The 23,326-nt window shown below is 35.1% G+C and carries 15 protein-coding genes and 1 pseudogene; 10 read left to right on the top strand and 6 right to left on the bottom strand.

The window, feature by feature from the left end; genetic code table 11:
* Positions 1-17 precede the first annotated feature (17 nt).
* A pseudogene (locus TX86_RS27575) lies at positions 18-386 on the top strand (CAP domain-containing protein); the annotation flags it as partial.
* A 74-nt stretch (positions 387-460) separates the two neighbouring features.
* Here the strand turns inward: TX86_RS27575 and murJ are convergent.
* From murJ to csaB, 3 genes are all read right to left on the bottom strand, one after another.
* Entirely contained in the window at positions 461-1,984 is a 1,524-nt protein-coding gene (gene murJ, locus TX86_RS17680) for a murein biosynthesis integral membrane protein MurJ (RefSeq protein WP_042350947.1), read from the bottom strand.
* Positions 1,985-2,116: 132 nt separating this feature from the next.
* The gene (locus TX86_RS17675; RefSeq protein WP_042350945.1) at positions 2,117-3,289 is read right to left on the bottom strand and encodes a glycosyltransferase family 4 protein; all 1,173 of its coding nucleotides are present in this window, start codon (positions 3,287-3,289) and stop codon (positions 2,117-2,119) included.
* A gap of 355 nt (positions 3,290-3,644) precedes the next feature.
* Positions 3,645-4,754 carry a polysaccharide pyruvyl transferase CsaB gene (gene csaB / locus TX86_RS17670; RefSeq protein ID WP_042350944.1) on the bottom strand — a complete coding sequence of 370 codons (1,110 nt, stop codon included), beginning with the start codon at positions 4,752-4,754 and terminating at the stop codon, positions 3,645-3,647.
* A gap of 409 nt (positions 4,755-5,163) precedes the next feature.
* Here csaB and TX86_RS17665 point away from each other — a divergent pair, with 409 nt between their 5' ends.
* The 6 genes from TX86_RS17665 to TX86_RS17640 all read left to right on the top strand — a co-directional run bounded on the left by TX86_RS17665 (position 5,164) and on the right by TX86_RS17640 (position 16,619).
* Positions 5,164-6,438 carry a nucleotide sugar dehydrogenase gene (locus TX86_RS17665; RefSeq protein WP_042350942.1) on the top strand — a complete coding sequence of 425 codons (1,275 nt, stop codon included), beginning with the start codon at positions 5,164-5,166 and terminating at the stop codon, positions 6,436-6,438.
* A 126-nt stretch (positions 6,439-6,564) separates the two neighbouring features.
* Positions 6,565-7,278: a WecB/TagA/CpsF family glycosyltransferase gene (locus TX86_RS17660; RefSeq protein WP_042350941.1), complete on the top strand. Its 714-nt coding sequence runs from the start codon at positions 6,565-6,567 to the stop codon at positions 7,276-7,278.
* 117 nt (positions 7,279-7,395) lie between these two features.
* Positions 7,396-8,499 carry a glycosyltransferase family 4 protein gene (locus tag TX86_RS17655; RefSeq protein ID WP_042350939.1) on the top strand — a complete coding sequence of 368 codons (1,104 nt, stop codon included), beginning with the start codon at positions 7,396-7,398 and terminating at the stop codon, positions 8,497-8,499.
* Between the two features lie 260 nt (positions 8,500-8,759).
* Positions 8,760-10,139 carry an O-antigen ligase family protein gene (locus TX86_RS17650; protein WP_042350937.1) on the top strand — a complete coding sequence of 460 codons (1,380 nt, stop codon included), beginning with the start codon at positions 8,760-8,762 and terminating at the stop codon, positions 10,137-10,139.
* A gap of 670 nt (positions 10,140-10,809) precedes the next feature.
* Entirely contained in the window at positions 10,810-14,247 is a 3,438-nt protein-coding gene (locus tag TX86_RS17645) for an S-layer homology domain-containing protein (RefSeq protein WP_042350936.1), read from the top strand.
* 128 nt (positions 14,248-14,375) lie between these two features.
* A complete protein-coding gene (locus tag TX86_RS17640) occupies positions 14,376-16,619 on the top strand; it encodes a hypothetical protein (RefSeq protein ID WP_042350934.1) in 2,244 nt (747 codons plus the stop codon).
* 377 nt (positions 16,620-16,996) lie between these two features.
* Here the strand turns inward: TX86_RS17640 and TX86_RS17635 are convergent, their stop codons facing one another.
* Positions 16,997-18,088, bottom strand: a complete 1,092-nt coding sequence (locus tag TX86_RS17635) for an integrase core domain-containing protein (protein ID WP_042350932.1) — start codon at positions 18,086-18,088, stop codon at positions 16,997-16,999.
* Positions 18,089-18,855: 767 nt separating this feature from the next.
* Here TX86_RS17635 and TX86_RS17630 point away from each other — a divergent pair.
* Positions 18,856-20,295, top strand: coding sequence for a recombinase family protein (locus TX86_RS17630; protein WP_042350931.1), 1,440 nt, complete (start codon positions 18,856-18,858; stop codon positions 20,293-20,295).
* A complete protein-coding gene (locus TX86_RS17625) occupies positions 20,288-21,640 on the top strand; it encodes a recombinase family protein (RefSeq protein ID WP_042350930.1) in 1,353 nt (450 codons plus the stop codon). The genes TX86_RS17630 and TX86_RS17625 overlap by 8 nt, the downstream gene beginning before the upstream one ends.
* Before the next feature lie 39 nt (positions 21,641-21,679).
* On the opposite strand, the gene TX86_RS26785 is transcribed toward TX86_RS17625, so the two are convergent.
* Positions 21,680-21,853, bottom strand: a complete 174-nt coding sequence (locus TX86_RS26785) for a hypothetical protein (RefSeq protein WP_154663155.1) — start codon at positions 21,851-21,853, stop codon at positions 21,680-21,682.
* Positions 21,854-21,974: 121 nt separating this feature from the next.
* On the bottom strand, positions 21,975-22,211 hold the full coding sequence (locus tag TX86_RS17620) for a hypothetical protein (RefSeq protein WP_042350928.1): 237 nt from the start codon (positions 22,209-22,211) through the stop codon (positions 21,975-21,977).
* Between the two features lie 736 nt (positions 22,212-22,947).
* On the opposite strand from TX86_RS17620, the gene TX86_RS17615 reads away from it, so the two are divergent.
* Positions 22,948-23,151: a hypothetical protein gene (locus tag TX86_RS17615; protein WP_042350926.1), complete on the top strand. Its 204-nt coding sequence runs from the start codon at positions 22,948-22,950 to the stop codon at positions 23,149-23,151.
* Positions 23,152-23,326 lie beyond the last annotated feature (175 nt).

Raw genomic sequence — 23,326 nt, 5'->3', positions numbered from 1 at the left:
CGTATGTAGTGAATAATTTTGAAAAGCAAGTAGTTGAATTAGTGAATGAAGAGCGGGCTAAAAAAGGATTAAAACCATTGATTCTAGATACAGAATTAAGTAAAGTGGCTCGATTTAAATCGCAGGATATGAATGATAATAAATATTTCGATCACAATAGCCCAACCTATGGAAATCAAAAGGCACTGTTAAGTAAGTTTGGTATTTCATACTATCTTGCAGGTGAGAATATTGCAATGGGTCAACGAACACCAGAAGAGGTAATGAATAGCTGGATGAATAGTGAGGGGCATCGAAACAATATTTTAAACGCTAACTTTACCCATATTGGTGTAGGTTATTATGGCTCAAATTTATGGACACAAGAATTTATCACGAAGCCGTAGTATCAATTGAAGCAGCGGCTGAATTATTCAAAAAAGCCCTCGTATCTCTTCTATTAGATACGAGGGCTTTTCGTTTATTCGGATTTCTTTCTTCTTACAAGTGATAGCAAACGGTTGAAAGCTTCTTTGTAGAATAGTTTCAAACCTACTGCATAAATAGCAGCTCCTAATCCACCAAATAGTATTAATTGAATTAAGCTTGGCCAATTTCCTAGTGGTGTGTATTGTTTAAGTACATAAATTGGCGCAGCCATTAACAATGTTGGTGGAATGACGCGAATGAACATTTCAATCAATCGCTTTGATTCGCTCTTATCGAAATCACGGTACATGACAATGGTTGAAACAATTAAGAAATAGATAGCAACAAGCGAACTTGTTACGGCTAATCCTTTATAGCCTAGTGAATCTACAATGAGCCAGTTAATGACAAAATTCAGCAACACAGTTGTTGCACTAATTTTGAATACAGTAGAGGTTTTACCTCGTGCATACATCGATTTAGATACGATAAACTGTAGACCTTGGGCGACAATCATTGGTAAGTAAAGGACAAGTGCATCGTACGTTCTTGCTGTATCTTCAGGCGTAAAGGCATTGCGTTCGTAAACGAAAGAAATGGCTTCTTTTCCGATTAACCATAAGCCGATAGCCATTGGTAACAGTGTTACTAGTGAGATTTGCATACCCATATGCATTGTATTTTGGAATTTCTTCTTATCATCTACCTGTTCAGATAGAAGTGTGAAGATAATTGCCACGATAGTCGTTGCATAGATTGTATTAGGGATACTGACTAATAAAGATGCTTTGTCTAAGTAAGTGGCACCTCCATCCATTGTACCTAATGCGAACGTTTTATTAACGAACATATTAATCTGACCTACTACGGAATTCAGTAGGGATGGAATGATTAAAATTAAGAATGTTTTTTGGAATTCGCTTTCTACTTTTACATTTGGTGACCAGCGGAATCCACTTTTTAGTAAAAAGATAAATTGAACGACGATTCCTAAAACTGTACCGAATACGAAACCGTATGCTAGGCTGTAAATTCCCCACATATTAGAGAATAATAGTGCAAATATAGCACCCATTAAGGTTGCGGATATTTTCGATATTTGAGCTGGTACAAATATTCTTCGACCTTGCAAATAAGATTCTAATATACCATTCAAAGCAACGGCGCTCATGGCAACTAAGAATACTTGCATCGTCTTAACCGCAACTTCTTCCGCTCCAGGGTTAATACTACTTGGTGTAATATAAGGTAAAATGTATGGAATTAAAAAATATCCAATAATAGATATGAATAGAAATAATATAATGGTTCCATTCATAATACCATTTGCGTTTGCTTCAGCAGCAGCAGGGTTATCTTTTTTCTTCTTCATATACATAGGTAAGAATACGTTATTAAAGCCGCCGCCGATCATCGCAACAACAAGTGTAATAAGAGAGAATGCATATACGTATCCATCTGTTGCATCACTAACACCAAAGACACTAGATACGATACTTTCACGTAACAAACCAGAAAGTTTTAATACAAGAGATAATAAAGTAATCCAAATAGCTGTTTTACGTAATGTGGACAAGTGCCATGGCACCTCTTTTCTTTGTCTAGCGCAAAGTAGACCGGCGTCTAGTAAACAGGCCACTTCCGCTTTTCTAATTAAAAAGAGTCTTATGCAAAAAGCACATAAGACCCTACATGGTACATGAGTGAATTATTGATTTAATGCACTTTCATATATCTCAAAATATTTCTTTGCAGCTGCAATATGAGAATAGTCTTCTTCGATTTTGGCACGCGCTTTAGCGGCCATTTCGATTCCTGCTTCAGGATCACGAAGTAATGTAATAATTGCATCAGCAAGCTCATCTACATTTTTCTCTTCAACTAGTAAACCATCTACTCCGCTATCAACGATTTCTTTCAAGCCGCCAACTGCACAAGCAATTAGTGGAGAGCCAGAACCCATTGCTTCAAGTGCAGAGATTGAAGTTGCTTCTTCTACACCAGCTGAGTGAACGCTTGGTACAAGTGCTACATCACTTAAGTCATAATAATCACGAACGACTGAGTGAGCGACTGCTCCAAGTAATGTTACGTTTTGATCCATACCTTCGCGAGCGACAATTTCTTTAATTTCAGTTAAAGCTTCGCCGCTTCCTGCGTAGATTAAGTGTGCATTAGGAAATTCTTTTAACACTTTTGGTAGTGCTAATGCTGGGTAGATAACCCCATTTTTCTTTGTTAAACGACGTGGGCAGAAAAGAATATCTGCATCTACATCAATTTCGTATTTCTCACGTAATTCATTCTTCTTATCCTTGTTAGGCTTGAATGAATGAATATCGATGAAGTTACGAATGGCTGTTGCTTCCACGCCTGATACTTCTTTTACGTAATCTTTCAAGCGAGTATCAACTGTGATAATTTCACGAGCACCTTTGTACGCTTGGATTTCAATATCTTGCATGAAGCGAGCTTCATCACTGCCTTCATCCATAGATCCTTTTGAAATACTTTCGAATGCCATATATCCATGAACAGTTGCAACTGTAGGAATGCCGCTTTCAAGTGCTGCAAGTGTTGTGAATGGATCTTGAGCATGAACTAAATCATAGCTTTTATGTTTATTTTTATCAATTAGGGTACGTAGGAAGCGTTGGCGCATTTTGTGACTCCAAACAATTCCTTTCCCTTTCTTGAATTTATTTAGAATATAGCTTGGCCCTTGTGCAAGAATTTTGCGAGAAACCGGAGAAACATCTGAGAAAGATAATACATCTACCTCATGTCCAAGTGATTCTAAACCAGCCTTTAATGTATCAACATGAACGGACAAACCACCAGCATGCGGATAGTCATACGCAGTTGCAATAAGAATCTTCATTTCTTCTCCTCCAACATTTACTTTACGATTCATTCATCTTTTGTTGTAAGCTTTTCTTGTCTAGCTTCAGCGCACAGCGACTAGTAGATTTCGCCCAACTCCCTACGATAAGTCAACATCGAATCACTTCGTTCATCGTGTTTCCTTTATCTCAGTCGATGTGCTCCAATCTATACGTCGCTAAACGTGCGCTTCCGCATTTCTTTTTGTCTAGCTTCAGTGGCTAGCTCCTAGTGAACTTCGCCAACCTCCCTACGATAAGTCAACATCGAATCACTTCGTTCATCGTGTTTCCTTTATCTCAGTCGGCGGGCTCCAGTTCATACGGAGCTGAACAAGCCACTTCCGCATTTCTTTATTTCTTTAAGAAATTTTCTTTTAATAAATCAACATTTCGTACAGCTTCTTTACGCATGATTTCTGCATTGTCTCTTACGATGCTTGCGTAATGTTCACGATTGTCTAAAATAGCAAGTGCATTTTGAGTAAGCTTCTCTGCATCAATTTCCATTAAATCAGCTGAGTAATCCCACATGCCACTTCTCTTTAATAAGCTTTCAACTTTCTTATCATAACTTAAACCGATGTGAGGTACACCTGATAAGGTTGAGAAGATTAATGCGTGCAGACGCATACCGATTGTCATTTCACAGTTACTAATGAAGTTTAAATATTGATTTGGTGTGAATTTCTCACCTAACATAATCGTTTTGTCGCTATGCTTCATATGCTTCATTACTTGCTGACTAGCGTTTGTATCATGATGACCTTCCATTGGAACGAATACAGGTGTAACACCTTTCTTCTCAATTAGCTCGTCTAATATTTGTGCAGTTTGCTCGAATTGCTTCGTATGCTCAAACCACGGACGCATTGAAACAGCTACTAGCTTTTCATCACCTTTTAATTGAAGGGAATCCATGCAAGCTGAGTCTTCCTTCTTCTTGAATGCGAATACGATGTCTGATGTAACGACAGTTTCAGGTTTCTTTACGCCAAGATTATGAAGGTAATCTTTTGAGAATTGATCTCGAACTGTTACGAAGTCAGCAAGGTTTGCCATCTTCATTAGGATTTTCCCCCAAGTTGAAGTAACAGGTCCAATTCCTTGCGAGAAGAACATAACTTTTGATCCGCAAAGTTTTGCTAATAATACAATTAGTAAATAATAAGGAAGTGGTCCGAAAAGAAACTTCGTTGGATAAGCGTCTTGTAATAATCCGCCTCCACCACTAATTAAAAGGTCAGCATCTCGCAATGCTTTAATCTTTCCTTTATTGTCATGTCTCCAGCCACGATACACAGTTTTTACATTGTGCTCTTTCGCTGTTTGTTCTGGAGATAAAGAAAATACAGTTATATCAGGAGCGTCTAACGAGTCTCTTAAATTATCAACAATACTTTCAAGAATCGCTTCATCTCCAGTGTTTCCTAATCCATAAAAGCCTGAAATAACAATCTTCAACCTGGTGTTTCCTCCTTTTTATATAAAACCAATACTGCTTGTTATCTTTATAGTCTAGTGGTTGCCATCATCTTTCGACAAAACCTTCATATATTTTATCATTAGACCTGTTGTTTCTCAATGTTATTCATGTTTGGTGGTGGTGTTCCATATATTACTTGTTTTACATAGCATTGTCTTTCCTCATCTTATTAATGCAAGCATCATTGTAATTTGATATACTATGTTAGGAATTTAATTCTTTTTTTGTAATTATCCATTTGTTGGTGGTTTACGCCATACAAAGTGGGGTAAAGTGAAACGCTGAACGAATGAAGATGTATTCGAGTGCAGGGCTTTTCATATAGAAATGGACCGTCATAGGATAGACATCTAACATACTAAAAAATATAAGTGAGGTCACCAAGCTATGAAGAAGATTTGTGTCATTGGTTTAGGCTATATTGGCTTACCAACAGCGTCTGTTTTTGCTCGTGCTGGATATGATGTACTGGGCGTAGACGTAAATCAAAAAGTCGTTGATTCTTTAAATGAAGGCAAGGTTACTATAGAAGAAGTTGATTTACCTGAATTAGTACAAGAAGTTGTTGCGAAGGGTAAATTAAAAGCATCATTACAACCAGAGAAATCCGATGTATTCATTATTTCAGTTCCAACTCCAATTCATGCGGATCATAGTGCGAACGTGGACTATGTAGCGGAAGCAACGAAAGGAATCCTTCCTTATTTAGAGAAAGGAAATGTTGTAATTGTAGAATCAACGATTCCACCGAGAACAATGGATGACCTAGTAGCACCAATTATTGAAGAAGCTGGATTTGATCCATACAAAGATATTTATATCGCACATTGTCCAGAGCGAGTACTTCCAGGGCGTATTTTAATTGAATTAATTGAAAATACTCGTATTGTAGGAGGTATTACACCAGAAGCTGCGAAGAAGGCAGGCGATGTATATCGTGCTGTTATTACAGGTGACGTTATTGAAACAGAAGCTGTTACAGCTGAAATGTCTAAATTGATGGAAAATACATTCCGTGATGTAAATATTGCACTTGCGAATGAATTAGCAAAAATCTCAGCTCGTCTTGGCGTAAATGCGCATGATGTAATTGAGCTTGCAAACAAACATCCACGAGTAAATATTCATTTACCTGGACCAGGTGTAGGCGGACACTGCCTAGCAGTAGACCCATACTTCATTATTGAGAAGGCAAGAGAAGAATCTCCTTTAATTGCAGAATCTCGTAGAATTAACAATTCAATGCCACACTTTGTTATCGAACAAATCAAGCGCCTAACTTGTGAATTAGACAAGCCAAGTGTTGCTGTATGTGGTTTAACTTATAAAGGAAATATCGATGACGTTCGTGAAAGTCCAGCTATTGAAATTGCTGAAATGCTTTTAGCTGATGAGCGTTTAGATGTAAGAATTCATGATCCACATATTCATGAAGATCAAGTAAACTTCCCATTACACTCTTTAGAAGAAGCTGCTAATGGAGCTAACTTACTTGTTGTTCTTGTAGATCATAATGAGTTCAAGCAGTTTGACGAAGCAATGTTACTTGAGAAAATGGCTACACCAGTTATTTTCGATACTCGTAACTGCACGAAGATTGAAGATGAACGTTTTACAGTTTACCGCATTGGTGATTTAAAACATTTACAAGCTATACAATAATAAGTAACTTTTTAACCTGTCATGTCGTCCTTTATTACAGGAGGATGTGGCAGGTTTTCGAAAAGAAAACGGTCTAGTTAGTCAGCTAGAGAGTGTGTGATTTACTAGACGATAGGAAGATGAAACATGCAAAAGGAAACATATTTCGGAGTAGATGTATCACCATTAAGCTACGACGAAATTCTTGTTGATATTGAACAAAGAATGCAAGCAGATCAGAAGTCGACAATTATTGCTGTAAATCCTGAAAAGGTTATGGCTGCTGAGCAAAACGAACAATTGCGAGAGCTTATCAATAATAGTACTTACGGCATTCCTGATGGCGTTGGCATACTGCTAGCTTCTAAGTTGAAGAAAGGAACGATAACATCGCGTGTAACAGGTGTTGATATGATGGACCGTTTGCTTGAATTTGCAGCGAAGAAGGGCTATCGTGTGTTCCTGTATGGCGCAAAAGAAGAAGTCGTTTCACAGGCGAAAGCAAAAATAGAAGAAAAATACCCTGAAATCATCATTTCAGGATACGAAAATGGTTATGTACAGGATCCGAAGCAAGTTGTTAACAAAATTAATGAAGCGAAGGCGGACCTTTTATTTGTTGCAATGGGAAGCCCTAAGCAGGAGCTATGGATTCGTGAACATATGGATAGTGTAAGTGCTAAAGTATTCCAAGGTGTAGGCGGTAGCTTTGATGTATTTGCCGGACACGTGAAACGTGCACCAGCATTTTATCGTAACCTTGGTTTAGAATGGTTTTATCGCTTAATGAAAGAACCTAAACGACTGAAACGTCAGCTAGCACTACCAAAGTTTCTATTAAAGGTTATGCGTTCGAAGTAACCCTAATGAAATCCTTTTGAGTGTCTAACTCGAAAGGATTGTTATTATGTATTATGATGTAATTCGGTGAGAAATTAAGAAGCGTGTTTTTATAAAAAACGATGCAGGAGGAAAATGATGAAGGTACTACATGTCATAAGCGGTGGAGAAACAGGAGGATCACGTAAGCACGTAACAACTCTGTTAGAACAGTTTCCAAACGAATCTGTTTGTCTCCTTGTTTTTCAAGACGGTCCTCTTGCACAAGAAGCAAGGCAAAAAGGAATACGCGTGGAGATGTTGCCTCAAACATCTCGTTATGATTTACGTATTATCAGTAAGCTAGCATCGTTCATTAATAAAGAACAATTCGATATTGTTCATTCACATGGACCGCGCGCTAATTTATTCATGTCATTTATTAAAAAGAAGATTCAAGCTGTCTGGGTTACTACTATTCATAGCGATCCAACATTGGACTTTATGAAGGGTGGCGTGAAAGGCCGTATCTTTACGATGCTTAATCTGCGTACACTTAAGAAGATTGATTACTTCTTCGCTGTATCAGAACGCTTTAAAGATAATTTAGTAACACTCGGAATTCCAGCAAACATTATTCATACCATCTATAACGGTATAACGTTCTCTGAACCACTTGAACGTGATTATTCTTTACAGAAGGAACTGAAGTTATCAAATGATGACTTTGTTATGACAATGGTTGCTCGCTTGCATCCGATTAAAGGGCATGACATTGTCCTAGAAGCTTTAAAGAAGTTAAACAATCCCGAGATTCATCTTGTATTAGTAGGAGATGGTCCTATTCGTGATGAAATAGAGGGATTAGTTCGAAGTAAGAACTTACAAGACAATGTACACTTTTTAGGCTTTCGTCAAGATGTGGATCATATTTATAGCAATTCACACATTGCTCTATTAGCATCACATAGTGAAAGTTTTCCATTGGCGTTATTAGAAGCAGCTAATCAGAAGATTCCGTTAATATCAACGGATGTTGGAGGGGTAAGACAACTAATATCATCAAATGAGTATGGTTGGGTTGTACCAACAAATGATGCAGAAGCTTTTGCAGAAGCTATCACTGAAAGCTATGACAATTATAAGAGTGGAAGACTAGCTACAAAGGGTGAGGAATTATACAACCATGCATCTACTAATTTCTCTCTACATGCACTAGCTAATAGTATTGATGAGGTTTACAAACGTCTTGCAAAAAAATAGTCATTGTTATTTTATCTATCATCTTGTAAAGTGAAAAGGTGAAAAAAATAATAGTGGAACAAACATGGATATCGTTTTATCCCGTTCAAACTGGCGCTAAGATTCCCACTTCAGAATGAAGAGGAATCAAAGATGTTTCAGCGGGAGATCAAGCGTCAGTAAGAACCCGATTGGTTCAACTAATGCTTGGTGGGAGAAAGAGCGTTCCCACCAAACAAAGTTTCACTGTATAGGGGATACTGTAAAGAAAGGAATCAAGTATGAATAATAATAGAAGCTTAACATACATTCTAGTCCTGTTGCATTTGTTTCTTGTGCCTTTAGTTTATTTCAAGAAAGGCATTATTTCGATTGAAGTTATTCTTATTCCTTTACTAGTACTCGCATTTCTGTGGGAGTATAGAAAAGGTACAATTAAATTAAATTCATTACCCATTCTGCCATTTCTCATTACATTCGGTTTATATGTAATTATCTCAGCTATTTCTTTAGTAAATGCTGTGGCATTAACACCAGGTATTATGGAAATCGCACGTTTCTTATCGTATGTAGTTGTATTCTTAATTGCTATTAAGGTGCAGTTTACAAAGGAGCAATATATTAACTTTGCGAAAGCATTCGGAGCGGCTGCTATCATTGTTGGTCTATTTGGTATTATCCAATACATCTTCAATATTTCATTGAATAAAGCTGGTTTATACGCTCTACAAGAAGCAAAAGGACGCGTAGATTCGACATTAATAAACCCGAACTACTACTCTTCATTCTTGAACTTCGTTATTCCATCATTCCTACTGCTAGCAGTGGTGTATTTCAAAGACAAGAAAGTCCAACTTATGTTCTTTGCGTTCTACGCAGTATTTATTGTGAACTTAATCTTAACGTACACACGTGCCGCTTGGGTAACAATGGCATGTGCATTCGTATTAATCATTCTAATTATGCCGAAACGATTCTTAAAGAATTTCGTTAAGCCGCATATTTTAATTGCATTCGTAATTTTATTAACTGGCGTATACTTCATGCCAGATGTTCAGTCTCGTACTCAATCAGCTATTTATGCTGTTCAAAAGCTAGTATTCCCTAATGCAAAAGCGCCAGCAAGTGATATTAAAGATAAAGATCCTGAAGATTTAACACCTGAAGAACGCGAAGAAATTGAAAAAGAAAAACAAGAAGAAGCAATTTCTAATACAGCTGTAGTATCTCGTGTAACACTTTGGAAAACAGGTTTATACATGTACAAAGACAACCCAGTACTTGGTGTAGGTATGGGTAACTATTATACTCGCTATAAAGAATTTGTAACGAAATATCCGGAGCTTGATATCGGTCACGATGCATACTCTGTTCATAACTCATATATTAAAGTAGCAGCTGAAACCGGAACAATCGGTATTCTAGCGTTCTTATCAATTTACGTTGCCTATTTCATATACCTCATTCGTCTATACTTTAAACAAAATGATGAACTAGGAAAAATAGTGGCAGCTGGAGTGTTCGTAGGTAGTATCACCTTCATGGTGCAAAACCTGTCGAATAACTTAATCTTCATTCCACAATTAAATATTATCTTCTGGTTAGTTGGTGGGCTGGCAATTGCATTCCTTCATTTGAATCAGAATAGAAGTTATTATTAAGTAGAAAAGCGTAGGCGCCCGTTTAGCTCCAGATGGACTGGAGCCATCTTCTTTTCGATAAAGGAAACACGAAGAGACGAAGTCGATTCGATGTTGACGTATCGTTGGGAGGTTGGTGAAGTCCATTAGGAGCTGGGCTACTTGTGCTAGACAGATAAAAAAAACCGATTACAGCGAAAGCTGTGATCGGTTTTTTTATTTCCTTCTATATTATTTAAGTCATATGAAGTAGCAGAACCATTAAAAAACAAAAAGTAGTTCTTACGATGAAAGGAGCTCCATATAATGTAAATGTTGGTCAACTATTACAACAAATTCATAATTATTCTAAAATTAGTCTATATTTTGAATTTTTTAAGAAAATTGTTCCAATTCAGTTAAATGGTGTGTATAATGAGGGATGTGTTTTCTGATTAGTATATTTAGGAAACAAATCCTTAATATTCTACTATTTACTATTATATTCTATTAATTTGAGAAAAATGCAAAAAATAGTTGAAAAATATGGTTTATTTGGTAGAATAAATGAAGAGGTTTAACTACTATTTTACTATTAATATAAAAATATACAATTATGGTTAAATTAAGTGAGTTAAACTACATAAGGAACTATCACTGGTTTTATTGATAGAATATTTTAAATTTTTACAAAACGGGGAGGATTTTTTTCATGGCTTACCAACCAAAATCTTATCGCAAGTTCGTAGCAACTGCTGCAACTGCTACTTTAGTAGCGGGCGCTATTGCTCCATTAGCATCTGCAGCTTCTTTCACAGATGTTGCACCACAATATAAAGATGCAGTAGATTTCGTAGTATCTAAAGGTGCTCAAGGTCTAACTGACACTAAATTTGGCGTAAACGAAAACATCAAACGTGTTGACGCTGCAGTTCTTCTTGTAAAAGTTCTAGGACTTGATATCGAGAGCGCTCCTGCATCAGGCTTCACTGATGTACCACCACGTGCGGTGAAATACATTAACGCTCTTAAAGCAGCTGGTATTACTACAGGTAAAACAGCTACTAAATTCGATTCTGATTCTCAAATCAAACGTGGTGAGTTAGCGATTTGGATTCAAAGAGGATTCAAATTAGAAGGTAAATCAGATGTAAACTTCACTGATGTTGCTGCTCAATACACAGCTGCAGTTGGTGCTTTAGTTGCAAACGATATTACTAAAGGTAAAAATGCTACTCAATTCGGTACTAACGACAATGCAAAACGTGGAGATTATGCAATCTTCTTAATGAGAGCTGACAAAGCAACAGCTGGTGAAAAAGAAAACGTAGGTACTGTTAAAGCAATCAACAATACAACTGTTGAAGTAACTTATGATAAAGCAATCACTGATGAAAACGTGAAAGAAGCAGATTACTCAATCGAAGGCTTAAAAATCACAAACGCTGCAGTGAAACAAACAGACAAGAAAGTTGTTGTTCTTACAACTGAAGCTCAAGAAAAAGATAAAGAATATACAGTGAAATCAGGCGACAAAGAGCTTGGTAAATTCAAAGGAATCGAAGCTGTAATTCCTGAGAAAATCGATGTTGATGTTAAATCACTTCAAGGTGTTGTAGGTAAAGAAGTAACACTTAAAGCTAAAGTAACTGTTAAAGAAGGTCAATCTAAAGAGGGTATTCCTGTAACTTTCAACGTTGATGGAAACGAATCTGCTTTAAATAAAGATCTTGTTAAAGAAGTAACTACTGATAAAGATGGTGTAGCTACATTCTCTTACACTCAATACAATGCTGGTGAAGATCAAGTTGCTGTTTACTCAACAGGAAATGCTGCTAACCGTAGCCTAGCAAAAGTTTATTGGGGCGTAGCACCAATCTTAACAGTAGATGCTGATGAGAAAACAATTGATAATGGTGCAAATCGTGTTTACACAGCTAAATACGTTGATCCAAAATCAGGTGCTCCAGTAGCAAACGCTAAATTAAACGTTACATTTAAAGAAAACTTAAATGATATCGATGGTTCTAAGACTAACGATACTACTGCAAGCATCCGTAAAGATAACGGTACTTTTGTAACTCCTTACCAAGATTCTGCATCAAATGCTGGTTCTTACCGTGAGGAAGCATTCCAAGTAACAACAAACTCTAAAGGTGAAGCAACATTTACTGTAACTGGTAAAAACACAACTGCAACACCAATCGTATTTGCTGATGCTAACACTAACAACCGTTACGAACAAACAGAATTACAAGCAGTAGCTGGCGTAGCTAAATTCCAAGGTGTTCAATCACCATATAAAATTACGTTCGAACGTACTGATGCTTTCGTTGCTGCATTGAGTGATGAGTATGGTACTCAAAACCCAATCGCTTACAAATTAAAAGTTGTAACAGATCAAAAAGATAAAGATGGCAACCCACTTCCATATGTAGGAGCTACTATTAAAGTTGCTATCCAAGAAAACCAAGATGCTAGTCTTTCAAACAATACACCAGCTAAGATTTCTGCAAAAGAAGATGGTGTATATGATTCAAATAAAGTAGTAGCAGTTACAACTAATGACAAAGGTGAAGCAACAGTTTACTTAAAATCTTCAGTAGACAATTCAAAAGCTACTCCAGTAGCATGGATTGATTTAAATGCTGCAGGTGGTAATGCTGGTGCAGTTGGTAACGATAAGCTTGAAGAAGGCGAACCAAATGCAGTTGCTCCACAAGTAACATTCTTAAAATCTGTTGTTGTATCTCCAAACTGGAAGCTAAATACACCAACAGCTGGAGCGTATGTTAATGGAGATAAACTAGTTTGGAAAGCTTCTTTAGAAAACCAAAGTGGTAAACCTTCAGAAACAGCTGGTATTAAAAACGCAACATATACAATTAAGAATACTTCTAACAAAGTTATTACAATCAATCCACGTTTAGTAGATGCTAATGACGCTGGATATAAAGCAGAATCTTTAACTATCACTTATGATGGTGCAACACAAACTCAAAGATTTGTTAACGGCTCTGCAGTAACTATGGAACCAGGTACTACAGTTACTATTTTTGGTGTAGCACCAGGACATGTTGATAATGAGAGAGATATCTATATTCCAAGTACTTTCGTACCAGAATATTCAAGCACTCAAACAGCTGAATTAAAGATTGAAGCTCCAGCTAAAGATGGATCTTTATCTGTATCTTCTCAAGTTCAAACTGTAAGAAAATCTAAATCTATCGATGATACTCGTAACAACAACAACACTTACTATTATGATGCGAAATCAGCTGAGTTCTTAGTAGCTGAAGCAGCAACTGGTACAGTAACTGGTGAAGTAATTGGTTATGAGGTTAATGATGGTAAATTCGGTTCAGCTAATAACTTTGGTCGTTTAGTAGTGAAAGAAAGACATACTGGTAAAGTAAAAACTTTCGAATATAATTCAGCAACTGCATTTACTGCAGCGTTAGATGCATCATTTACTGGTTCTGATAATGCACTTGGAAATGCAACAACATTTGAAACATTATTATCTGTTGGTGATGAAGTTCAAACTAACTCAACTTCAAATAGCGTACGTCTATTTAATGAAGATAAGAGTTATAAATCAGATCAGCCAAAAGGTAATAATGGAGTAGCACCTGATTACACAGCAATCGATGCTGCAATTACAGCTGCAAAAGCAGTAAATGAAGCTGAATACACTGAAGCTAGCTATGGAGCACTTAAAACTGCTTTAGCAGCAGCAGAATCTGCTAGAGCTACTGGTTCACAAGCTCAAGTTGATGCAGCGACAACGGCTCTAAAAGCAGCACAAAACGCTTTAGTATTGAATGGTGGAATTGTAAAAATCACTTCTTCATCAGCAGTTGCTCCTAACTCATTTGCACTTGGCTTAGGATTGATTGAATACAAAGTTGAAGGAACAATTGCTTCTGAAGATAAAGGTTCTGTAAATAAAGTTAATCTAGTATTCTCTAAAGCTGATGGAACTACAAAAGTAAAAGAAGATGTAGCTGTAGTTGATGGCAAAGTTAACGCAACAATTGATGTTTCTGAAGGATGGGGTGCTTGGACTGGTGTGAAAATCTCTTACACTAAAGATGGCCAAGAGCGCAATTCAGCAGTACAAACACTTACACCTAAAGTGCAACAATAATAGGTCTTAATGCTTATATAAAAATGAATCTAGCATGAGGCTTACCTCATGCTAGATTACTAATGATAAGTTTCATATTCTATACGAATTTTTTGAGCGGATATAATATTTAGGAGGGTACATTCATTATGAAAAAAGGCTTAACATATGCAGCTCTTTCTGCATTAGCAGTTACAGCAGTAGCAGCAGCACCTGCACCACAAGCGTCTGCAGCTGAAGCAACTCAAGCTCCAAATGGTTTTTATGATATCGTAACAAAAAAATATACAACTGTTGCAGAATTCGCTGCGCTTACAAATAAAGGCCAATTCTTAACAAATACAAACCTTTATGTAGTAGTTGGTGGCGAAGTAATTAGTGCTGTTGATCTTATTACAAAATCTGATGCACAACTTGAAGCTTCTAAGCAAACTGTAGCTCAGTTTGAAGCGGCTAAAAATGTAGATTTGAAAAAAATTGCTGAGGGTATCAGTGGATTACAGGTTGAATCAGTAAGTGCGATTAACGCTAAACAAGTTGAAATCAAATTTGGTAAAGCAGTAGATAAAACTACTGTTATTAGTTCAGGTAATCTTGTAAACATTACTTTTACTAAAATTGGTTCTGCAAACGTAATAACTTCAGGTGATGCTACAGCAGAGTTAAGTAAAGATGGTAAAACTTTAACTATTACTGCGAAAGCTGGAGAATCATTTAGTGGTAGCTATGCAGTTACAGGAACAGATTCTATTGCAGACGAGAGTGGAAAAAAATTAACTCCATATTCTGAAGTTAAAACATTTAAAGATGTAAGTAGACCTACATTTGAAGGTGTAACTTATTCTACAGACGGTACAGATCGATTTGCTGAATTAAAGTTTAATGAACCAGTTAACGTTACTGATTTAGCTATTTCTGCTAGTCGTGTGGATGGAGTCGCACTTAATGGAAGTACTGATGTAACTACTACTTTTTCTGCAACTGGTAACGTTGTAAAAGTAAAGCTTACTGTTGCTTCAGCTGACCAAGGTAAAGATATTAAATTAACTTTAACAAATCTTAAAGATTTCGCTGGTAATTTATCTTCTCCAAATCCAGTTACTGCAACAGTGAAGTATGGTGTTGAAGATGTAACTGGTCCTGTAGTAAGCAATGTGTCAGTGAAAGACAATAAAACTTTAATTGTTAAGTTCAATGAAGCACTATCTGCAACTCCTGCTTCAACTGCTTTTGGTTATGCGGCTTCACCTACTGATGTACCTAGTTCTTCAGTAACGAAAATTGATGAGCAAACATATGAAGTAGGCTTTGCAGCAGCTTTACCAAAAGGATTACAAACTCTAAATATTCCAGCTGTTAAAGATATCCATAATAATTTATCAACATCAACTACAAAATTAGTATCATTTACGTTAGATGAAGCTGCACCTACAGTTCAATCAACGAAAGTTGAAAAGATAGATGGTAAAGAATATTTAGTTATAACTTATGATGAGAATGTAAGTCCAGTGGCTAGTAAATCAGTTGATTTAGAGTATGCTGTAGATTATGTTTCAAAGACAAAATCTATTTCAACAGTAGTTGCATCTGGTTCAACACAAAACTTTACTTTATATAAGCCTGTTAATGGTTTGTCTAATTCTGTAAAATTAGATTTATCTTCATTAACAGATTCTGTAGTTTATACGGCAAAACTACAAGCTGGGATAGTAGAAGACTTGAATGGTAATGACAGTAAGGAAAAAACAGGTGTAACATTTACTCGCTCAAGTAATGTAGATGCTGGTAATCCAACTGCAACATTGAGCGCTGTTACAAATGATTCTTTAACTGTTACTTTTGATAAAAAAGTTAACCCAACAACTGCTCTAAATAAAGATAATTACTCAATTGAAGGAATTTCAATTAAGAATATTAAACTTACAGCAAATTCAGCAAGTTCGGCAGCTGTGGTCCTAGAATTTGAAAAAGGTTCATCAACTTTTAATGGAGAAAGAACAGTAAATATCGCAGGTGTTAAGAGTGAAGCTGGCGATTTAATGAATCCATTTAATGGTGTTAAAGAATTCAAAGAAAATATTGCACCAGTAGTTAAAAAAGCTGAATTAACAGCTACTAACAAAGTTAAGTTAACTTTCTCTGAGGAAGTTAAAGAAACTGCTGTTGGCAATAACTTCGAAGTTTTCATTGGTGATTCAACTACAGCGGTTGCATCATCTGATGCAGACATCACTGCGGGAGTAACAGTGGTTGATATTACTTTAACGACTCCACTTACACAAGCAGATCTTGATAAAGGTGTTGTAGTAAAACCTAAATCAACAATAGATGTGGTTGATAATGCTGGTAATGCATTAGATTTAAAATCTATTAACGTTTCAATCGCTCAGTAATTAAATATATGAAATTTTACAGAAGTTCTGTTGAGGTAAGCCTCAACAGAACTTTTTAAATATAAAATTATAGACACTATTGGTTTTGGTTAAGGGATAGGTGCCTATCACCACGAGAAAAATGTCAAAAGGTTTTGTGAAAAAATCCGCAAGGCCTTTCTTTTATTTTTTAAAGGTATATACCTGTCCACTTCAAAAATTTAATTTCCGTTTAAATCATCCTATTTTTATGGGATGATTTGTTTTTATATTGAGGATGTTAGGTTCATTTTATACAAAATGAACCTTGTATATACGATGAAATTTAGGGGATTGAAAAAGAAAGACATAACAAATAAGCCTTTCAAGGAAGGTTTTAAAAAATAAAAGGTGTGTTGTTAAGCCACTTTTTTGTAAGTATGATAAAGACCGTTTAACACAGGTGTGGCTTCTAATTTTGTTTCCGTTACTGATGTTGGAAGATAAACGGGTGAATCTATCGGCGTTCTACCACCGATTCCTTGATGTGTTCGATGCGTGTTGTAGTAGTCATTGATGTATTCATGAAGTAGCTTATGTAAGTGTAACTGGTTAAGTGGTAGGATGTAATCTAATAGTTCACGCTTGATTGTGCCGATCACTCTTTCTACATAGGGATTTTGCCACGGTGAGCGATAGGCTGTTTTCTTAGAAGTGATTTCTGAAGATGATAAAAACCGTTGAAAGGCTTTTGAACGAAAAATTGTATCATTATCATGAATGAGATATTTAGGTACTTGTCCATAGGGAGTTGCATTTCTAAATTGTTGAATCGTCCATTGGGCTGTTGGGTGATAAGTGACGCCAAAAGAAATAATCTTTCGAGTTTGATGGTCAATAATCACTAATACATAAAGTACCTGAAAGGTTAACGTAGAAATGGTAAAGAAATCAGTCGCCCAAGTAACAGACTGATGATTGTTAAGAAACGTCTTCCATGACTGAATTTGCTTTTCAGTAGGTGGTTTTCTCACAGTCGGAATATATTTAGCTATTGTATTAGGTGCAGGAGGTTTTTCTATTCCTAGTAGTTGTAATTTTTCATGAATTTTCTCAGGTGAGAGCATAGGATTTTCCTGATGTATCCTCCTTATGAGTGTAATCGTTACTTGAGATAGTTTAGGTCGGCCTATCTTTTGTGATTTGCGTCTCCAGTGTAGTTTGAAAGCAGTTCGATGCCATTTAATCACAGTTGCAGGTTTGACAAGAATCAAGTGAGATTTCCAGTTCACCAAACATTTAGAAAGTATAACCCAAAGCTGTCTGAATGCTGGAGTGGGTGTTGGTTTAGGTATCTTCTGCTTTTCATAACGTTGTTTGTACAGTGCTAGTTGGCTTCTAAGCGCAATATTTTCAAGTTTAATATTAGTTGAAGATTTAAAGAGAAGTGAAAGAAAAGATATAAAGTAGTTCACCCATTCTTTCCAGCATCTATATGTTGAACGAAGCATAAACAAAAAATCCTCTCTACTAAAAATATTTATTATCTATTTTAAATCAGGTCATGGAGAAGGTACACATTTATCACTCCTAAAATTAACCTTTGATGATTATACTAGTCAGGAAAGGTGCTGTCATTTTCCAAAATATATGCAATTATGTCGGAAGGTCTAGTTGAGAAATCTGCAAGACCTTTCTTTTGTTTTATGATTGCTTATCTAGAGCCTTTCGATAAAAAGTTAAATAAACAATCAAAAAAATTATTGAAATGCTCTATAAACATTCATATTGTAGTATTTGTTTACGTTTCATTACTTCCCTTTTTTCTTGGATCTGAAATTCATATGCATAAAATAACCTAGTTGGAAAAATAATCATAGCATACCTCTATTTTATTAGGAGGTGTGCTTTTTATTTTGGGTGGATGTAAATTTGGAGTTTGAAAAGAGGTGGAAACAAGTGATGATTAGTGCTCCTTATGGGGTTTAGTTAAGGTATTACAACCTCATTATAAGGTGCTTTGAAAATAGAATAATGTATTTCATAGTTCTTTAGCGCGGTAGTTTGTTTGTAGTCAAAGTTCTAACTCAAAGGATATTCAAGAAGTTTACTTATTTAACTACTTTGTCATTGTCAGGTTAAGTATGTTCTTATTAGTATGTTTTTGTGTATCCTTGTTACCTTTTACATGTTCATTATTCAGAATTTATTCTTCTACATGTGCAACGAAAACAGGTAAAGTTATCTTTTTTCCTGTTTTAAAGGAGGATTTTTTGACATGGATTGGAGAAGAAGACTAGAAAAAAGGACAGGTATTTCGTATTGTCGAAAATCTATAAAACCCAAAGGAATTGAGGATGAATTAGATAGTATCCTTTATCAAGAAAATGTCATTCGTGAATATAGTGAGTTCGATAATATAGAAATCATAAGAAAATTCAACGACATCGGTTACTCTGGTAGGCATCAATTACGTCCAGAACTGATTGAGATGCTAGAGTATATTCAAGATGAGAATAATCATGTTGATGCAATTCTTTTTTATACTGTGGACCGTTTAGGAAGAGATTTAGTAGGAAATTTAGATTTAATGATTAAAATTGGAAATCTAGTTGAAGAGATCATTTTTGTAGAGGAAGGAATGACTAATAGTTCCGATTATTTTTTAAGGTTTATTATTCAAAGCTCCGTACAGGCTCAAAATGAACGTATTACGATTACAAAGAAATTAACTAGTGGTAAACAAGTAAAAGCAAAAGATAAAGGTGTTTTTATTGGTAGTGAAAAGCCTCTAGGATATATCCGTCAACAAAATAGTGAAAAGCTACAATTAGCCACTTTGCAGCATACACAGAATTTACAAGCGATTCGAGATTTTGAAGCTGTACAATTCATCTTTTGGGGATATCTAAGTAATTTATCGTTACGACAAATTGCAAATGAATTAAACATTCAATACGGGTTAACCAAAAGAGGCGTTGAATGGTGTCATAAATCCGTCAGATTTATATTAGAAAATGGTATATATGCGGGTATATTACAAGGTGAAATTGGCGGTAAAAAGCATTATAATCCAAATGCGAAAGTGGATCCTTTATTAAGTATGTCAACGTATACCATTCTTCAACAGAAACTTAAAAGTGAAAAAAGAGGTAGAAAATCAAAGTTAGATTCATATCCTGTTTTAGCTTGGACAATTTGTTTGAATTGTTTGCAACCAGTAAAGTATTCAAGGTTAAATGATGAAGTTAAGTGTACTACATGTCAGAGAGGTCTTGATTTAGGTCTTTACTTGCAATCAGTGAATCAAACTTTTACTGATTTTTTGTTAAATAATTATTCTAATTATCATGTTCAAAAGCTATTAGAGAAAAAGAAAAGCGATTTGTATTTACAAGTGTATATTCTGAAAAATGAGTTAAATGAACTGCAAGGAAGAAGAAAATTAATACAAGAGTTTTTTTATAATGATAAAAGAAATCAGGGGAATTTATTAGAAGAGAATTCGAATCATCGAGTAGATCTTGAAGTAAAATTGAATAATAGAATTTCTTTATTGGATTCCTTATATGACGTAAAAACGGTTGGTATAGATGATATAGTGAATCATAAGCATGACAATCAGTTACTTCTTCAAACCCCATTTTTAGCATTACTAGACCTGAAGGAAAAAAGCGTATATATCAAGTTTCATGAAGGTGTGTTTCATAATGCATGATATTAAAGAATTGTTGATGGATATGCGATTGATATGGGGTTATGCTAGAACATCTGGTGTAGTAAATTCCAAAGAAAGCATACCGAATCAATGTAGAACGATAAATACGTACGCTGACGAGAGGAATCTTGTTATTCAACGTATTTGGATTGATGAGATAAAAACCGGTACGAATACTAATCGAGATGGATACCAACACCTTCTGAGTATGTTGGAAGAAGGAAAAGTACATCTAATATTAGTTACTTTCTTTGATCGGCTTTCTCGTCAAGCGGTGGAATTGATACGTTTATTACTGCACATGCAAAATAATGGTATTGAATGTATCGCAATATCAGAAGATAAACAATTATCCTTAATGTCTCTAGCAGATATTGCGTCAGTAGCGATTCAAGCCGAAGAAGAAAATAAAGCAAGGGCAAAACGATTATACCTTTCTAGGATGAAGAGTAAGAATCAGGGTGAACATATAAATGCCCCTCCTTTCGGTTATACAAGAGATGAAAACCGTCAATTAACAGTAAATCCAGAAGAAGCAAAAATAGTTAAGTGTGTATTTAATTCATTTCATGAGGGCGAAACTATCGTAGCAATTCAGAAAAAACTAGTTGCTTCTTACCATGAAATGCGAAAATGGCATTCCAGCACTATACAAAAAATGCTCATTCGCAGGATTTACACGGGAAAAAAATATCGACGAATAACTGATGAAGAAAAAGTAACTACTTATGAAAAATATTCTGATCAGGAGCATGAAGCTATAATAACTGAAGAAATGTTTCTGAAAGTAGCAAGTAAAGTTAACCTGTCTTTACAAAAAAGCTTCTATACTAGAAAAAAAAGAACTAAATGGATACATACTTTGAAAGAGGTATTAACGTGTCCTGAATGTTTGCTGATAATGAGAGCAAAGGAACATCATTACAGATGTGTTAATAACGACTGTAATTACGTGAGTATAAGAAAAGATAGTATTGAGCCTGTAGTATTTAAATACATTAAACAGTCAGATAAGAATGCTACAATAAATAGTTTGAATAAACAGAGAGAGTTTTATACAAATGAGTTAAACAATATTGAAAAAGAAAAAGAGTATATAATGAAGCAATTTGCAATTAATAAATTGAGTGAAGCGCGTTTTAAAGAAAAATTAGTAATACTTGCTCAAAAATCAAAGAAAATAAAAAATACTTTAGATTTTGATATTTACTTACAAAATCAAGTACCTTATGGAGAACTGATAGATAATGAAATGTTTGAACAGTTGAATAAGCAGTTAATACGAAATAAGATTAAATTAACATATAAACAAGAAAACGGGGTAATAATAGTTAAGGAGCTGTAAAGCTCCTTTTTTTCGGTTAAAAAAGTTAAAAAGTAGATTTTACTCTGTTTCATTTGTAGCATTAGTAGTTAGGTTACTAATTTGTGAAGTTGTTGCATCGTGTTTATCTTGAATATACTGGTTAAGTTTTAAATTCAAGATGAATAGCATTTGTTCATCTGGTGGTAAATTCAGAAAATGTATCAAGTGCTCGTTTTTGATATGTTCATGCAATATTCCACACCTCCTTATTTATAGGGTGAGCAGTATTGGAATAATTATGCTTGAGAATATCTAAAATAATGGGAAGTCTGTTATAACAGACTTCCCATTATTTTTTCATGAAGAAGGAGACTCATCTATTGATAAATAAGCGATCATCTTGCTTATTTATCAATGGTAATAGGAGACCTAAGCAATGAGTAGTTAAATCATTAAGAGCAACTTTTGTTTCTCTCAGTGTGATATATCGTTCACTTAAATTCACTTGTTGCTTTTTAATAAGAAGTAACTCAGCAATATGATGGTTGCAATCGGTATTTAATGAAAAATAATGAATCGTTAAAAAACGTAGCAACTGTAAATGTATCATATTGTTCCTCCTTTCTATTTCCATTATTTCCTAATTAATAAATAAATAATTAATAATTTGATATTTATGTTTTATGAAGCTCCTTTTGTTACCGTTATTGCTTACAGCATAGAGTTATTTGCTCTTCTGCTAGTAACATAAGAAAGCGGCATCTTCATAATGAAAAATTTTTAGTTTTGTTGATGAAGGTAATAATATATCTATAGTAAATAACTAAATAAATCAATTAAATGGTAAAATTAAAATATGAAGGGAGAGATTTTAGTGGATATACCACCAATTGGCAAGCCAAATATAAAAAAAAGTAAATGAACAACAAAATAACAAAGAACTAACAACTAGCTCATCCTCTTGCTCAGAAGATTTTGAGAAACTTTTAGATATTCCATCTAATATTTCTGAAGCAGATAAAACTAAAAAAATAGAAGATGATAAAAATTCTACATTTGTAGCATGCCAAAATGCTAAAAAGTTTGAGGAGTTAAGAGGTAGAGAGTTACAAGAACGCATTATAGCAAATAGTAGTGGAATTGATCTGATACATACTGAATGTTCAGAGTTAATACCAGATACGAATGACTTATTAAAACCTTCAGATCTCGTAACATCAAATGATTTATCCTCTGATGAAGCAGCTAATGAGAATATTCAAGAAGAACAAGATCAGCTTAACATTAATACCCCAGATCCAGAAAATGAAATACCCAAACCAACTTCTGAGCCTTGGACGTTAATTATGCTCATCTATAAACTCACTGATAAAATTGCAGAAAAAATCGTAGAGGTTCTAAAAAAACATTTAGAATTAAAACAAAAACGTAAGAATATGGAATTCTACGAGCAAGAAAAGAAAGGCATTTTGAATTGTTTGGAGACACTAGTGAAAAATCCTTCTGAGCATCTAACAAATGGCACTGACCTAAATAAAGAAGACAAATAAAAAACACCTTTCGTTGAAAAACGGGTATAGAAACCTAGTAAATCAATGTGGAGGTGTTTTTTCTATGGGTACAAAAGTGAGTTATCCAGTAGAAGTGAAAATGAAAGCAATTGAAATGAGATTAGCAGGAGTCCCTGTAAAAGAAGTGATGGAGAAACTAAATATTCGAAACACG

Source organism: Bacillus massiliigorillae (assembly GCF_000380245.2).
GTDB lineage: Bacteria > Bacillota > Bacilli > Bacillales > DSM-1321 > Bacillus_AD > Bacillus_AD massiliigorillae.
This window is presented reverse-complemented; position numbering and strand designations above follow the sequence as displayed.